Source organism: Acidobacteriota bacterium (assembly GCA_040752675.1).
In the GTDB taxonomy this organism is placed as follows: domain Bacteria; phylum Acidobacteriota; class Polarisedimenticolia; order JBFMGF01; family JBFMGF01; genus JBFMGF01.
On the sequence record JBFMGF010000097.1, the window covers coordinates 1 to 17,237 of the forward strand.

Annotated in this window: 6 protein-coding genes; 2 read left to right on the forward strand and 4 right to left on the reverse strand. The window is 52.2% G+C overall.

The features are described from left to right. On the reverse strand, window positions 1-249 hold a 249-nt coding region (locus tag AB1756_08815; GenBank protein MEW5807430.1), incomplete at its 3' end, for a hypothetical protein. Between the two features lie 320 nt (window positions 250-569). Here AB1756_08815 and AB1756_08820 point away from each other — a divergent pair. Then, window positions 570-4,811, forward strand: a complete 4,242-nt coding sequence (locus tag AB1756_08820) for an acyl-CoA dehydratase activase (GenBank protein ID MEW5807431.1) — start codon at window positions 570-572, stop codon at window positions 4,809-4,811. A 63-nt stretch (window positions 4,812-4,874) separates the two neighbouring features. Further along, entirely contained in the window at window positions 4,875-7,526 is a 2,652-nt protein-coding gene (locus tag AB1756_08825; protein MEW5807432.1) for a M14 metallopeptidase family protein, read from the forward strand. A gap of 28 nt (window positions 7,527-7,554) precedes the next feature. Here the strand turns inward: AB1756_08825 and AB1756_08830 are convergent, their stop codons facing one another. From AB1756_08830 to AB1756_08840, 3 genes are all read right to left on the reverse strand, one after another. After that, window positions 7,555-9,912, reverse strand: a complete 2,358-nt coding sequence (locus tag AB1756_08830) for a hypothetical protein (protein ID MEW5807433.1) — start codon at window positions 9,910-9,912, stop codon at window positions 7,555-7,557. Between the two features lie 69 nt (window positions 9,913-9,981). Next, window positions 9,982-14,724: a hypothetical protein gene (locus AB1756_08835; protein ID MEW5807434.1), complete on the reverse strand. Its 4,743-nt coding sequence runs from the start codon at window positions 14,722-14,724 to the stop codon at window positions 9,982-9,984. A 161-nt stretch (window positions 14,725-14,885) separates the two neighbouring features. After that, window positions 14,886-17,237: hypothetical protein (locus AB1756_08840; protein MEW5807435.1), on the reverse strand; the 2,352-nt coding region annotated here is incomplete at its 5' end.

The window sequence follows — 17,237 nt, forward strand, 5'->3', positions numbered from 1 at the left end:
GAAGGAACCGATCGTCATCGGGTGGGCGGAAATACTGGAAGCAGCATGAAAACAGTTTGACAATGATTCAGGAGATGGGTAGGATGGGTTCTCTAAACCAATTTCCACCTCATTTTGGGACGCTGCCAAGAATTTGGCAAGCGACAGTAATAAATTTAGTTTAAGGTTGGAATCTAATCTGATTCTTAGGAGAAATTGGCTTAGCCTCTTTGAGCTTTCTTTTCTTTGAGTATTTTCTTTACTATCCATTTAAAGTTATCCTTTAAGAAATTTTTTCTATCATATATGTTGAAATTATTAATTGTCAAGCAGGATTTTTATATCAAAGGTGATTTAAATTCAGATTTCTATGACTACTTTTAGCTTTTAAAATCGCATTAATTAAAATAAATGATATTGCTTTGAAATTCCTTTCCCTAAAAATTTTTGTTGCCATAGAGGAAAAGTCCGGTAAATTTATTGAGGGGTGAATGAGCATTTCTCCGCATAGGTACGAAAACAGTTGTTATAATAGATTGATTTTATAAGGTGTTGGATATGAACTCTTTGTCAGGGGGCTGCTGACTTAGATGAGTCAGGACAGAATTCATGTGGGGGTGGATGTTGGATCGGTCAGTGCTAAGGTTGTTCTGATCGATGATGCGAGAAATATCCTCGAAGAACATTACACGCGCACAAAGGGACGTCCTTTAGAGACTACCCTGAGCGTTCTGACCGGAATATTCTCCCGCGTTCCGGAGGAAATGGTAGCCAGTTTCTCGGTCACTGGTACAGCCGGGAAACTCATCGCCGAGCTCCTGAATGCGGAGTTCGTCAATGAGGTGATAGCTCAGAGCAAATCCACAGCCCATTTCCATCCGCAGGTCAAGACCATCATAGAGATGGGTGGAGAGGATTCCAAGCTTATCCTCCTGGAGAACAACTCTTCAAACGGTGAATACAGGATCGTCGATTTTTCCATGAATACGGTCTGCGCCGCGGGGACTGGTTCGTTTCTGGATCAGCAGGCCAGCCGTATGAACTTCACAATCGAAGAGTTCGGTAATCTCGCCCTTAAATCCAAATCCCCGCCGCGCATTGCAGGGCGGTGCAGCGTCTTTGCCAAGAGTGACATGATCCACCTTCAGCAGGGTGCTACCGCAGATTATGACATCATAGCGGGCCTCTGCTACGCGCTTGCGCGAAATTTCAAATCCAACATCGGCAAGGGAAAACCTTTCATAAGCCCCATCTCCTTCCAGGGGGGCGTTGCCGCCAATGCAGGTATGCGAAAGGCCTTTCTCGATGTCCTGGAACTGAAAGAAAACGAATTTATCATTCCAAAGTACTTTGCCTGCATGGGAGCCATCGGCGCGGCCTTCATCACCATGGAAAACAGCGGCTCTTCAAAGAAGGCATTCCAGGGTCTGGGGAATCTTCGGGAGTACCTTACCCTGCCGGCCCAGTCCGAAATGTCCATGGAGCCTCTTTCACTGTCCGAGCATCATAAGAAAGAAAAGACCTGGCAACCACTGATGCATCTTCATGCTGGCCAGAAGATCCCGGCCTACCTGGGGATCGATGTGGGTTCCATTTCCACTAACGTCGTCGTCATCGACGAGAAGGGAAATGTCCTCTCCAAGCGCTATCTGATGACAGCCGGAAGACCGATCGAAGCGATCCGGAGAGGTCTGGACGAGGTCGGCACAGAGATCGGACATCTCGTCGAGATCAAAGCGGTCGGGACCACAGGCTCTGGTCGATACCTCACGGGGGACTACGTTGGAGCAGACACGATCCGGAACGAGATCACCGCCCAGGCGACCGCGGCCGTGCACATCGACCCGCATGTCGATACCATATTTGAAATCGGCGGACAGGATTCAAAGTATATATCGCTCGACCATGGAGCAATCGTAGATTTTGAGATGAACAAGGTCTGCGCTGCCGGAACGGGATCATTCCTGGAAGAACAGGCGGAAAAGCTTGGGCTCTCCATCAAGGAGGAGTTCGGGAACCTTGCCCTGAGCGCCTGTGATCCGGTTTGCATGGGGGAGCGATGCACAGTCTTCATGGAATCGGACCTCCTCCATCATCAGCAGAGAGGAGCGAAACCGGACAGCCTCGTTGCGGGCCTGAGTTACGCCATCGTCCACAACTACCTGAACAAAGTCGTCGGTAACAAGCGGATTGGTAACAATATCTTCTTCCAAGGGGGGACTGCTTTCAACAACGGTGTAGTGGCTGCCTTCGAAAAGGTGACGGGGAAGAAGATTGTCGTCCCAGAGCACAATGAGGTCATGGGAGCCATCGGCTGTGCCCTCCTGGCTATGGACAGCAACCCGGACAGGACAAATTTCAAAGGGTGGGATCTGAGCAAGCGACCGTACGAACTCAGTACTTTTGAATGCCAGGACTGCTCCAATCGCTGCGAGATCCGGCAGGTGACGGTCGCAGGGGAGAATGCGCTGTTCTATGGCAGCCGCTGCGAGAAGTATGACATTGATCATAAGCGAAGGAAGAAGCGAATAGAATTGCCAGATCTCTTTGCCGAGCGCGAGAAAGCACTCTACGCTTCCCGGATCGACTCTGAAACCATTCCGGATGATGCGCCGGTCATCGGAATTCCCCGGATCCTCACCTTCCATGAGCTCATGCCTTTCTGGAGAACCTTCTTCGAATCGCTTGGATTCCGCATAGTTTTTTCGGATAAGACGAACAAGCGCCTCATCCATAAGGGGCTGGAAAAGGTCGTCGCGGAGACCTGCTTCCCCATCAAGGTCACTCACGGTCATGTGCAGGATCTGATTGACAGGGGAGTGAAGACGATCTTTCTGCCGAGTATCGTCGATATGCCCCTATCACACTCCTCGCTGAAGGGGAGTTATTGCTGTCCTTACGTCCAGGCCATTCCTTATACAATTCGATCTGCCATCGATTTTGAAAGCAACGGGGTCAGACTCCTCTCGCCTGTTATCCACTTCAGCTGGTCGCAAAAGAATCTTAAGCGCACTCTGACAGATCTTGCACAAGAGATGGGCAAGAGCGGAGAGGAAGCGGAGAAAGCCTTCAGCTCGGCTTCAAGAGCGCTGAACTGCTTTCAGGCATCTCTGAAAGAACGCGGAAGGGAAATACTGAAGAATCTCAAAGAAGGCCAGAACGCCATGGTTCTCATCAGTCGACCATACAACGGCTGCGATCCCGGGATGAACATGGAGCTTCCCAGGAAGCTGCGCGATCTGGGGATAATAGCCATTCCAATGGATTACCTCTCCCTCGACGAGGTCGATCTCGTCGATGAATGGCAGGATATGTACTGGAAGTACGGTCAAAAGATCTTCAGTGCCGCGGAGATAGTGCATGACGATCCCAGGCTGCACGCCATCTACCTCACCAACTTTTCCTGTGGTCCGGATTCTTTCATCCTTCACTTCTTCCGGGAAAAGATGAGAGGAAAGCCATACCTGCAGCTCGAGGTGGATGAACACAGCGCAGATGCGGGTCTCATCACACGGCTGGAAGCCTTCATGGACAGCCTGAAGAACGTCCATAAGCGGGGCAAGAAGGAAGAGAGAAAGCCCAAGACACTAGTCCTCACCAGGGATGCTTACAGTCGAAAGATCCACATTCCTTACATGACCGAGCATGCTCATGCGTTGATCGGAGCGTTCCATGCCTGCAACATTGATGCACAGCTCTTCGCCCCGTCCAATCAGGATTCTATCCTCCTCGGGAGGAAAGTGACCTCTGGCAAAGAGTGTTATCCTTGCATCCTGACGGCGGGCGATATGGCGCGCATCGTGAAGAGCCCGGACTTCGACCGTCATCACTCGGCCTTCTTCATGCCGTCCGGAAGCGGCCCCTGCCGCTTCGGGCAGTACCATCGGCTGCACCGTTTGATCCTCGATGATCTCGGATTCCCCGACGTTCCCATCTACTCCCCGAATCAGAACGCACGGCTATATAAGGACCTGAAGATCCTGGGAAGGAACTTCACGCGGATCACCTGGCAGGGAGTCGTCGCAATCGACCTTCTGGAAAAGAAGCTAAGGGAGACCCGACCTTACGAGGTCCATCGCGAAGTGACCGATAAGCTCTTCAATTCTTTCCTGCGGAGAACCTATGAGGTCGTGCGCGATAGCAAGAATGATCCGAAAAAATGCTTGGCCGGCCTGCTTGAACTTCTCGAGGAGGCCAGAACATGTTTCAATCAGATCGAGCTTATGGACGCTGGCTCGAAGCCGAGGATAGGCCTTGTTGGAGAGATATACATTCGCAATAACCCATTCAGCAACGAGAACATAGTCCGACAGCTCGAGAAGCTGGGCGCTGAGGTGTGGCTGCCGACGGTCGCCGAGTGGTTCCTCTACTTGAACGTCACGTCCCAGCGTTATAACTTCAGGCACAGGCACTTCTTCAACGCCTTCAAGATATTCCTTGCAGACCAGGTCCAGAAGAGCGACATGAAGAAGCTCGAGGCGGTCTTTAAGGGAGATATTGTCAATGCCCATGAGCCGACCATTGAGGAAACGCTGGAGTACGCATCTCCATACGTCGATGATTCCTTCCAGGGAGAGGCCGTTCTTTCTGTCGGAAAATGTGTGGATTTCATGAAGAAGGGGGTTTCCGGTCTGGTCAACGTCATGCCCTTCACCTGTATGCCCGGAACGATAGTTGGAGCCATCATGAAGCGGTTCCGCGAGGAGCACGACAACATTCCATTCCTGAACATGGCATACGACGGCCAGGAAGAGACTGGAGCGCTCACCCGCCTGGAAGCATTCATGCACCAGGTTAGGCAGTACCAGAAAAAAGGGAAGGAAAAAGCCTGAAACCCATCCTCTTTCAATCTGTTATAATTCTCATCAAATCTATTCATCAGTTAGGAGCATGACATGAAAGGACTCCGAGAATATTCAAGGGGGATGAGCATGGTTTTTCTGTTCATCCTCGGGGTAATGACCTCTGTCCAGGTATCTGCCGATGTCGAGCGGCCAGAACGGTTCTTCGGCTTCAAACCAGGCACTGACAGGATGCTCTTCGACTACGAGACCCTCATCCAGTACCTTCAGAAGCTCGATCAGGCTTCCCCACGGGTCGCGTTGCTGGAGATCGGGTCGTCTCCCATGGGGAAGAAGCTCTACGTCCTGTTTATCTCATCGGAAGAGAACATCGGTAATCTCGAATCGTTGAGAGAGATCAACCGAAGACTGGCTCTGGATCCTGGCATCCCTGATCCGGAAAGAGAAAAAATGATCAGGAGAGGAAGGGTCTTCGTTCTTGCCACGCTATCCATGCATTCTTCCGAGGTAGGACCAACACAATCCCTTCCTCTCATCGCTTACGACCTGGCAACAACCGCCGATCCAGTCGTGATGAAATGGCTGGATAACGTCGTCTACATGATCGTTCCATGTCACAACCCCGACGGCATGGACATGATCGTGGAGAATTACAATAGATACAAGGGAACAAAATATGAAGGAAGCTCCATGCCTGGCATCTATCATAAATATACCGGTCATGACAACAACCGGGATTTCATCACCCTCTCGCAGAGCGATACGAAGGCAATTGCTGCCATTTACAACAGGGACTGGTTCCCGCAGGTGATGGTGGAGAAGCATCAGATGGGGACGACGGGTCCGCAGTATTTCGTTCCGCCGCCCCACGATCCCATCACGGAAAACATCGATGCAGGTGTATGGAACTGGGTCTGGATCTTCGGTTCGAATCTGGCAAAGGACATGACGGAGAAAGGGCTCAAGGGGATTTCCCAGCATTATCTCTTCGACGATTACTGGCCCGGTTCTACTGAGACTGCGCTCTGGAAGAACGTCATTGGCTTTCTAACCGAAGCCGCGAGCGCGAAAGTCGCCACTCCGATATTCGTTGAACCGATTGAATTGAATGCTTCCGGGAAGGGGCTTGCGGAATACAAGAAGAGCATCAACATGACCCTTCCATGGCCAGGAGGCTGGTGGAAGCTGAGCGACATAGTGGAGTACGAAGTAGAATCCTTCATTTCCATCCTCAGAACGGCATCCCAGAACAGAGAGGCAATACTCAAGTTCAGGAACGACCTGTGCAGGAAAGAAGTGGAAAGGGGAAGGCTGGAACCACCCTTCTACTATATTCTTCCCGCCATGCAACATGATCTGAGCGAACTCGTAGCCCTCGTCAATCTTCTCAGGGAGCATGGAGTGGATGTTTACCGGCTCTCTGCCCCGGTCCAGGCAGGGGAACGCACTTTCAGAGAAGGAGACATAGTCATCCCGCTATCTCAACCATTCCGCCCATTCATCAAGGAGGTGATGGAGCGGCAGTCTTACCCCATCAGGCACTACACGCCAGGTGGAGAGATCATCAAGCCCTATGACGTTACGAGCTGGTCTCTTCCTCTTCACAGAGATATCGAGTCGATCGAGGCTCACCAGCGCTCCAGCAATCTTGAATCAAAATTGCAGAAAATTACCGACGCATTCCATCTGCGGAGCAAATTTCCGGAGAAGGCGGCCGCCGCCATCTTCAACGTGAACAACAACGAAAGCTTCATGGCAGCTTTCACAGCTATCGAACTCGGCATGAGCGTTGAACGCCTGGAGAAATCTGTAAAGATCGTTGGCGTGGAGTTTCCGGCAGGAAGCTTTATCGTCCCGATTGGAGACAGGAACCGCAATGAGATGAAAAAGCTTCTTGAAGGATTACCCGTTTCGCCGGTATTTGCCGCAGATCCTGTAAGCGCAACATCAAGACCATTGAAAGTTCCCAGGATAGCTCTCGTCGAATCTTATTTCCATGATATGGATGCCGGCTGGACCAGGTTTCTCTTCGATTCCTATCACATCCCTTACAGAGTCATCCGCCCCGGAGATTTTAAACAGATTGACTTTGCAAAAGAGTTCGACCTGGTTCTACTTCCCGATCAGGATGACGCGATACTAAAAGAGGGGAAGAGGAAGCCTGATGAAGACTACTTCATAAGCGACTATCCTCCTGAATTCGCTGAGGGGATCGGGGACAAGGGGATGGAGGCACTGATGACCTTCATCGATAAGGGCGGCATCATCGTATCGTGGGGTCGGTCGACAAAGCTCTTCATGGAGACGCTGAAAATCCCGCTCGGCGAAGAGAAAAAAGAGGAGTTTCAGCTTCCAGTCAGAGACCTATCGAAAAAATTCAGAGAAGCGGGGTTCTTCTGTCCAGGTTCCTTTCTTAAAGTGGACTGGTTGGAGGAGCATCCTCTCACGCTCGGCATTGATAAGAGAGCGGGGCTATTTTCCGAAGGAAAAATCGTTTTTTCAACCTCCCTGCCCAACCTGGACATGGACCGACGAATCATCGCATCCTTTCCTGAGAAGGAGATTCTTCTGAGCGGATACTGCGAGAAAGAGGCAATGATCGGCAGAAAGCCGGCCCTGGCGTGGTTCAAGAAGGGAAAGGGTCAGTTCGTCCTGTTCGGCTTCAACCCGCAGTTCCGGGCTTCAACCCCTGCGACCTTCAAACTCATCTTCAACTCCATCCTTCTGGATAAGATAAAGGAATAAGAAGATTACAAATGCAAGTTGGTCCGCTTCACTCAGATTGGAGGATGAAGAGTTTTCCAGAGAGGAAATCGGCCAGCCAGAGCCGACCGTCAATGCCCACTTCTCCCTTCGTGATGCTGAAGAGAGCATCCCCGAACTGTCCCCTGACATAGAAAGAGACGTTCCGCGAATCGAAGCTTATGTCTCCGTAAGGATAGTCTTCTCTACAGAGCAGAGTGAACGATTCATTTCCGGGGTCGAACTGAATGATCTGGAGCGCCCGGTTACTGTGCGATGCGATGATGATCTTCCCCTTCCAGGCAAAGAGATTGTCGGGCAACCCATCGTAGGGGATATTATAAACTTTACCCTTCTCAGCCACTTCCTGCAGCGTGTTGTCCCCGTGGTTGATGACGTAGGCTCTGAATCCCAGACGGCAGAGCTTGAGCGGCTTTTCTCCCGTTTCTATCTCCTGTATCTCGAAGCTCTTCTTGTTTATGATTGAGACGCTGTTTGAGTCGAAGTTGGAGATGTACAGATGCTCATCGTCTGAGACCATGTCCGAAGCCGTGAGCCCGAGTGGGATCTTGATAATGACCTTCTTCTCCACCGGATCGATGACCTGGAGCAGGCTCGGGTCTTCGTCCTTTTCGGCTACCCTGACGAGGTATAGCCGGTTCAGATCCTGATCGAATTTTAGAAGTCTCTGTGTGATTTCCCTTTCGACCTCATCGCCAAGAGCGATTCTCTTCCCGGCGTCGAAGACCCGCACCTCATCCTCGAGTGTGCCAAGGAACTGTTCCTCCTTCCCCCAGTTGTTCTGCGTGAAGTAGAGGGTCCCTTTCTCATCAAGAGCCATACTGTGCGCCTGGCGAGGGATGCGACGGTCATAGAAGCTGAGGTCATTCTTATCGATTGTAAGGATGCCGTTCTTCGCATCCCAGATGTAGACTACCGGCCAGTATGACTGATGAGGCCCATAAGATAGATAGACATCTCCACCCGGATTGTGGATGGCACGTACAGGATAATCGTATGGGAGTCTGTGCATTTCATAGCTTCCATCGGCGCGGACCTCTGCGAATTCATTCTCCGAGTTGAAGACGAGGAAGCTCTTTCGTTCCTTCAATTCGATCAGCTCGATTGGTGCCCATCCTGTGTGGATCTTTCCGAGCTTTTCGGTGACGGGGTCAAGAACGCTGATTGCTGCACCGAACGTTCCGTTCACCGCCGTTGCCCCTTTTGGAAAATAGATAAGGTTGCTGTTAGGATTGAAAGCCATCGCGAACATGTGAGGTATGATTCCGAGGCCGGGGATCCTCTTCTGCAGCTTTCGCATCCTCAGATCTATGACATCCACCTCCCCGAAAGCCCAGCTACCGATGTACAGGATATCGTTTTTTAGATCGATGGCGCTCGCGTCGTTGCCGTAAGCCGGAATCTTTATCTCGTTCACCTTTCCCCCGTTCCTAAAATCGACCACATGGACGGAAGGATGGTTATCGTACGGGATGTATACCTCATCGCGCAGCGGGTTATACTTGATCCCGACCCCCTCCGTAAATTTTGGTAGTTTGACTATGACGTCGTTACCATCGACGATTCCAATCTTCGCGGCTTCTATCACCTCTCTCTTCTCGGTTTCGGTCACAAGATAAAGGTGATGGTCCTTTTCATCGTAGCCTGCGAGGTGCCAGCGTCCCCCGCTGCTGAGCTGCACCGGCCGGGAATCGAGCCTCTTTCCGGTCTTCCCATCGAAGAAGTGCAGTGTCGACGTCAAGCCATCGATGGAGATGACCTTGTCCAGCAGATTATCCGAGACCACTTTGCGGATTGCGGGAGGGGGCGTCTGGTTCAGGTTCATCAGCTCCTGCCTCCCTTCCTGCCATTTCAGCATCTCGAGCCTGTCCGAGCCCGACCTCAGGAAGCCAAGCGAGCCGCTTTCCCTGCCCGCCAGGAAGGCATTCCCCGTCGCGTCATTGACGGCAACCGACTCGAACTGGACTTCAGTCGGGATCATCCTTGCCGATCGATTCTGCGGAGAGACGACGAACAGGGACCTGGTGCCGATGAGATAGATCTCGCCGTTCTTCCGGCTAATAGTCATCGATTCATCCTTGAGGTGCTGGAGAGCTCTTCCGCCCAGCGGAATGTTCACCAAGTTATGACTCTTCCCGTCCATAATGGAAATTGAACTGCTGAGAGTGTCAGGAACGATGATGCGGTCTCGATCCGCATCCACTCTTATCAGGAGCGGCCCGGCACCATTAACAGTCAGACCCATTCCTTTCAGAAAATCCACTGTGGTGACTGAAATCCTCTCCCTCGCGATGGAAGCCGATCCTATGAGCAGGGCGATCATGAAAAGGATAGAAAGGCAAAAGAAGGCGGATTGACTCTTCTTCATATAGAGCCCCTCTGGATAATTTTGAAGAATGTTACTTCCGCTGAAAAGTGAGGTCAAGGAAAAAAAGAATTACGGTCCTTCCTGGTTGCAGGGATTGACGCCTCTCACACTATAATAGTAGTTTGTGGCATTGTTCCCCTGGTTCAGGTCATCATAAAATAGTCCATCCGTCTCTTTGAGGAGGGTAAAGACACCATTTGGAGAAGTTGAACGATAGATCCGGTACTTTGTAGCTCCCGGCGTGGCCTCCCAGAACAACCGGACATGAGCGTGGTTGACCATCTTCACCTTCAGGGTCACGACTTCCTCGGGTATCTGCCAGGTCGTCGTCTCAGTCACCGTCACGTAGGCCACGTTGTCATCCATCAGACCGCCGTTGTTCGGACCGGTGCTGCAGCTCTCGTTGTTCTCCGCTCTCACGAGATAGTAGAGAGTCTGGTCAGTGGGAGCCGATGCATCGTCGTAAGAAAGACCGGTAATCCCGTAAGCGATCCTGTTTGCTGCTGACGGTGTGAAACTTGGTATCACGTCACGGTAAACCGTATAGCTGCCGCTGCTTCCCGTACCCCAGGCAAATGCCTGATCCCACGAAATGGTAACGCCCGTGGCGCCACAGGCACTGTTATCCGCCGCGCTCTTGGCTCCCCCGAAAGAAGGCTCCACTGTGCAGCCACCGCAAGCATCATAATCGGGCTTCGTACCATCCTTGAAGATGATATCGTCGATGTTCCATCCTGATGAGATCCCATCATCGTATGGAGCGCTTTCGATGTCGGAAGAGAGTTTGAATCGAAGCTTTATCTGATTCTGCCCATCGACGAGACCACCTACATCGAACGATGTCTTGGAGTAACCGTTTTGAACGACATCCTGTCCGCCGTTGTTGTAAATCTCGTTTTCCTTGGTTCCATGCATCACGATTATGGAGGCGGTATCCTGGAACCGGACGTTGAGCTGACGATAGAGGATAAGCTTTGTACCGGTCCAGGAGTTCGCATTGAGCGTCTGGCTCGTCGAGGTCTCGGTGATGTAATGCTCGTAATCGCCTGGAAATCTCCCCATTCCGGTCAGGTCGTCTCCCATGGCCTTGTTGTTATTGTAAGCTCCATTTGGATCGGGGTTTCCATAAGCTCCACCCTTCCCCTGCGGAGTGCCGATCTGCCACTCGCCGTTGAGCGTCCAGCCTGATGTATCACCTTCGAATGTTTCTCTCCAGTAGAGTCCTGGAATATCCCAGGTGTGAGTAACGTGGGGGATGCCGTTCAGATCGGCGATCATCCTGTTCCCGTACACATCGGTGCTCGACACTCTGATGTAGAAGGTGTTGCACATGCTCAGCTTGTTGAGAAGCGTTGAATGCGTCGTCGTCAATGCTGGCTGCGTGATGGTCTGACCAAGACTAGGGGTAGAACCCCATTCAACGACCGTGTCTCCCGGCTCTCCCGTTTTGAACTGAATGGTCATTCGTTGATCTGTAATGTCGATGACCTTCAGGTCTGTGATTATCGGTCCACCGCAATCGGTTACGGCTGTATCGAAGGCAACCCTGGAGGAACCGGTTCCATCATCGGCGTCCAGATAGGTAACGGTGATAATATCTCCATCGCTGCTCTGAAGCTTTCCATCGGGAATCGGAGAACCCGTTGCCGTCTGGATCGAACCGGTGAAGACCGACGTGTATGCACCGGTCTCCGTTACGATGACCGGCTCGGGATCGGCCTCAGTCGTACTCGAAGCGAAGAGAGTCGCCGTGTCGATTACATTCGGATCGGGGTTGAGATCCATGTCGATTACCTGGAAGTCCACCGTACTAGAACAGGAATAGATATCCTTGCTGATTGTAACCCTGCCTTCGTGGCATGGTTGCAGACCGCTCCCGAAGTTCCCGTAGGTCTCGAAGTGATAGTACTGGCCAGCATTGTCATCCGTTGTCTTGTTCTTGGAATCATCGGTGGAACTGACCTGGTAGTAATAGACGGTGCAAGATTGTAGCCCTGTGAGCTGAATGGAGTGTGATGTGACCATCGCGGATGAAGATTTTTCGTTAGCCGGCGGTTTGCTCGGCCCCCATGTCACGACGCTGTCCGAGAGTTGATCCGTCGTCCAGGAGATAGTTGCCTGTGTATCCGTGATGTTCTTGGCCTGGACGCTGCTGATGATGGGCCCGACGCAATCGACTGATGCCGTCGTCTGGCGGATGAGGTCATGGCCACCTGCTCCATCATCGGCGTCGATATACTCACCGGTGATGGAATCCATATCCACGACGGAAAGGAGGCCATCGGCCGCGGGTACCCAGGGAGTCGTGTTTATCGTACCGATGAACTTAGAAGACCCTGCCGGTGTCTCCGTCAGGGTGACGACCTCCGGCGTTGATTCAGTTGTGGACCAGATCTTGGCGGTCGTTGTCGAGGAACCCACATTAGCATCGCGGACGGTGATCTGTATCACGTCGTTGCAGTTGTATTTTGCTCGGTCGAACTTGATGGATCCGGCATAAGGTTGAGGAGTTACATCGACGCAGTTGGAAACGGGTCCCAGGCAGGAGGAATTCGATCCGATCGGCTGGACCCTGTAATAGTGAGTGAATTCATTGGCGAGACCTGTATCGGTATAAGAGGTATTCGGTGCCGGCACTGTTGCCACGATCATGAAGGAATGGCTGCAATTAAAATCATTTCTGAGGATGTTGTAAGAATCTGCATTGGCCACGGATGTCCATGAGAGCGATGCCGAGCCTGAGCCCGCACTTGCGCTGAGCGTTGTTCCTCCTATTGATGGACAGATCGTGTAGTTCTTATTGGACGAATCGTTGGCGTTGCCACATGCGATGTTGTGGCGGTTGAAAGCGGCAAAGATGGCTGCCGCATGCGGCGTCCCATCGTTCAAGTTGCCGTTGTCATCATCGATGTTTCTGAGCTTGGTGAACCAAGAGGAAGATCCGCATCCATCGGAACTAGGCGGAGAGCAGTTGTAGGCGTTTCCTCCTGAACCCGCTCTCGATTTGAACCAGATGCGGTCTGTGATCTGCCAGGAAGTCGCCTGGTCATATCCATTAGCCGGCAGATCTCGAGCTGCCAGATCCCACATGGCTTCTCCTGAAATATAACCCTCGCAATGTTCCTCGTCTCCGCAGGGTCCTCCGCCTCCACCGCAGTTATCGGACCAGTTCGCCGGAGTCGAAGGCTGATGGTCCTGCCTCTTGTCCCAATCCATGTCACGGATCCCCGTGCACTCAAGGCACGGGTTGCCGTAACCACCGCACTTGCCCGACTGATAGAATCCACGCCCGATGCAAGATGTGTGATCGTACATAAATTCAGAAATATCCGCATAGGCTTCTGATGGATTATCATATCCGCCACCATCGTTCTGGTCTAAACCATGCCCCCACTCGTGAATGACAACGCCGACGATTTCTCCCGTATTGTTGCAGCCGCCTCCGGACTTGTAGAAGTTTACCGTTCCGTTCCAGTAAGCGTTGCAGGTCGAGCTGATGTTGACGTTGTCGGTCAGTTTCGCCTTGAGCCAGGAGTTATCTGGAAGATAGGCGCGCGCATGTTCCTTGGCCCGATTCAGATGATAGAAGGTGGTCCTCGAGGCGTGGGTGTTCCCGGCGCTCGAGCCCGAGGGGACGACGCAGTCTGTTCCCGTACTCACTCTCAGATCAAGGTCATCGTCGCAGGTAACCGTTTCCGAGATGGAACCGCAGTTATCATGGACATAGACATACGGAGCGTTAAGCGTCGTCCTGGCCGTTGAACCGGTAGGGGTGCACTCAAACATTCCCATGCTGCTTGCGGTAGAGTTCACGCCGTTCACATCCAGGTCCGCAAAAGGCATCGGATAGTTGGGCTGTTCGCATCCCGAGGGACATATCTGATCGTCAGATTCAGGATATACGCCCCCCTTCACCTGCGCATACTTATTGTCATCGTAGAGGGCAAGAATGGCGCCCGAATGGGCATCAACCATCCCGACCCATGTCCCGGGTTCTCCTCCGACCCTGAATATGAATTTCCAGGCAAGAGTGGAATCGTATCCCTCCCCGATGGCTCCGGTATAGGGAACATCTCTTCTTACACCATTCGCAGCGAGGGGAACGAAGAGCAGGTCGCCGGAGTTCAGATATTCGATCGGCTCCTTCTCTTCCAGTCTCATATAGTTGAATAATTGGTAGAGAGCGACATCCGATGGAATGGATGGCGTCGAAGTGGCTGTAACCTTTCCCCATCGTGTGGCGCCGAATGATACAAGGTTGCCATGTACGATGTGGAATAAATAACTGTCTCCTGAAACAGGAATTCCATTGACTGCTCTGTTAAAAATGATCTGCCAGACCTCTGGCGTCAATTTCCCGGAAGCCTCCCGGTTCAGAACGAGTTCCGCGTCCCTTGCCATGAGGATGGCAGCATTGCGAGCAATGAATTCTCTCAGGCCTCTTTCAAGATAATCAAGAGTCACTGTCTCAGGACCTACAAGCTTGTTGCCTGTCCCCTGAATCCAGGGTATCCCCTTTCCTTCAACCAGGAGCGGAGCTCCGGAGCGGCCATCGAGATATATATTCCATCCAGGACCGTATTCTGCTTTGAAGAATTCCCAGCCCGCGCGAAGGGGATTCCCGTCTCCGAGTGTCTCCACAGAAAGAGTTGCCACGCCGATGTTCGATGGGTCATGGATGACCAACATGTCGAATCGGCTCGGTTCCTGCTTCACCTGGAAACCCATAATTGTCGATGCTGAGACGACTAAAGCTAAAATCAGCAGATGAATCTGCAGACTCCTAGTCCGCAAAAGCAGGTTAGATCTCATGCTTCGCCTCCTCTTGGAATGAAAATGCTTTTATAGCATTCCATGTTGAAAGCCTATAGGCACACTTTTCAATAACTAACTACCGAACCTTAAAGGTACGCTTAGTGGTATCCTCAGTCAAGATTGTTTCTGCAACATAAAGAGATTAAAATGATTAGCCTCTACGGGCCCTCCTGATTACAGGGATTGACTCCTCTGACTTTGTAATAGTAACTGTTGGCGTTTCCCCCCTGATTCAGATCCTCGTAAAAGAGCTCGCTAGTCTCGCCGAGCATGATGAATTCACCATTTGGCGCCGTGGAGCGGTAAATTCTATATGTCGTCGCTCCCGAAGTGGCTTCCCAGTATAGTCTCAGGTGAGCGTAGTTGACCATCTTCGCGCGAAGGGTTACGACTTCGCCCGGGATTGCCCAGCTTGTCGTCTCCACCACCGAGACATAGACCGTATTGCTGTCCGTCATGCCGCCGTTGTTCGGTCCGGTGCCGCAGGTCTCATCGTTTTCGGCACGCACCAGGTAGTAGAGGGTCTGATCGGTCGGAGCCGATGTGTCGTTGTAAGAAGTACCTGTTACCCCCAGAGCTATCCTGTTTGACGCAGACGGTGTGAAGTCAGGCACCGTATCGCGATACACTGAATACGTTCCGCTTCCTCCCGTACCCCACGAGACAGCCTGATCCCATGAGACCGTTACTCCTGTGGCTCCGCAGGCGTTGTTATCCGCGGCGCTCTTTGCCCCGTTGAAGGAAGGGGCCGTTCCGCAGTTTCCGCATGGCCCGTAATCAGGCTTTGTCCCATCCTTCATGATGACGTCATCGATGTTCCACCCGGAAGATACACCATCATCGAAGAAGATGTTGTCTATGTCGGCAATGATCTTGAACCGGATTTTCACCGAACTCTGGCGGTCGACGAGACCGCTGACATCGAAGGTTGCCATCGAATAGCCGCTCTGAGTTACGGCGATGTTGCCGCTGCTGTAAACTTCATACTCTTTGTTGTGCTTGATCACGGCGATCTTGGCAAGGTCGTCTTTCATGACGTTGAGCTGACGATATAAGAGGAGCTTGGTGTTGTTCCACGAGCTGGCACTGAGGCTCTGGCTTGTTGCATTCTCGGTGATGCTATGTTCGTAATCCCCGAGATGGGAGCCCATCCCTGTGAGATCGTCACCCATTGCCTTCGTGTTGTTGTAAGCCGATGTCGGGTCGGCATATCCCGATGAACCTCCTTTCCCCTGTGGCGCCCCTATCTGCCATTCGCCGTCGAGAACCCATCCCGACGTATCTCCTTCGAAGGTCTCGCGCCAGTAAAGCCCGGGGATGTCCCAGGTGTGGACAAGATGGGGCGAGCCGTTATTATCGCCGATCGACGTGTTGCCGTTGGCATCAGTGCTTGAGACGCGCAGATAAACCTGATTACAGATGTCCAGCTTGTTGATCAGGACAGTATGCGTCGTCACCATCGCCGACTGGGTGATCGTGTTCCCGAGGCTGGGCGTGGGACCCCACTCAACTACCGTGTTTCCCTGTTCCGCAGTTTCGAATCGGACCGTCATCCGCTGATCCGTGATGTCCGTGACGCGCAGGTTCTGTACCTGCGGTCCTCTGCAATCCAGCGTCGCGGTATCGAATGAAATTGCTGTGTTTCCGGTGCCGTCATCGGCATCAAGGTAGGTCACCGTCACGACATCCCCATCCTCAGCCTGGAGCAGTCCATCAGGCACAGGAGCTCCAGTGGAGATCTGTATCGATCCTGCGAACTTTGAAGTGTTCGGTCCCGTTTCCGTTGCAACGACCATCTCCGGCGTGCTTTCCGTAGTACTCGTCACGCGGAGTGTTGTCGTCTCGGCCATCAGAGGATCGTTATTGATGTCCATGTCCACGACGTTGAAGCCGACTGTATTAGTGCAATTGTATATATCTTTTTCGATCGTCACGCGCCCCTCGTGGCATGGTTGCAACCCGCTCCCAAAGTCTCCATATGTCTCGAAATGATAGTACTGACCGCCACTATCATCGATCGCTATATTTCCTGCGATATCTTCGCTCTCCACGGAATAGTAATAGATCGTGCACTGCTGGAGACCGCTTAGAGTCACTTCATGGTTCGTCGTCATTCCAGATTTGCTCGCAGTGTTAGACGGAGGCTTCACGTCACCCCAGTGCACGACGGATGTGGATTCTTCGTCGGTCGTCCAGTAAATGACGGCCGACGTATCGGTGATGTTTTTCTCCCCCACATTGGATATCAACGGCATCGTGCAGTCGATGTGCGCCGTGTCGGTGTATGTGACGTTGGTCGAACCATCGCAATCAAGCGCATCGATATATCTTGCGGTGACTGCATCACCGGGAGATACGCTAAGCGCCCCATCTCCGTGGACCGGCGGGTTTTCACTTGCCGGCATGGAGCCTTCGAAGAACATAGAATCTGCAGAGCGCTCGGTAAGGGCAACCTGCTCTGGTGTTGTCTCGGTGTCGCTCCATATTTCCACGGTCACCGTTTCCTGCAT

Excerpts from the sequence above, each read along its gene's own strand:
- AB1756_08820 (MEW5807431.1), top strand. The coding sequence starts at position 570 with ATGAGTCAGGACAGAATTCATGTGGGGGTGGATGTTGGATCGGTCAGT.
- AB1756_08825 (MEW5807432.1), top strand. The coding sequence starts at position 4,875 with ATGAAAGGACTCCGAGAATATTCAAGGGGGATGAGCATGGTTTTTCTG.
- AB1756_08830 (MEW5807433.1), bottom strand. The coding sequence starts at position 9,912 with ATGAAGAAGAGTCAATCCGCCTTCTTTTGCCTTTCTATCCTTTTCATG.
- AB1756_08835 (MEW5807434.1), bottom strand. The coding sequence starts at position 14,724 with ATGAGATCTAACCTGCTTTTGCGGACTAGGAGTCTGCAGATTCATCTG.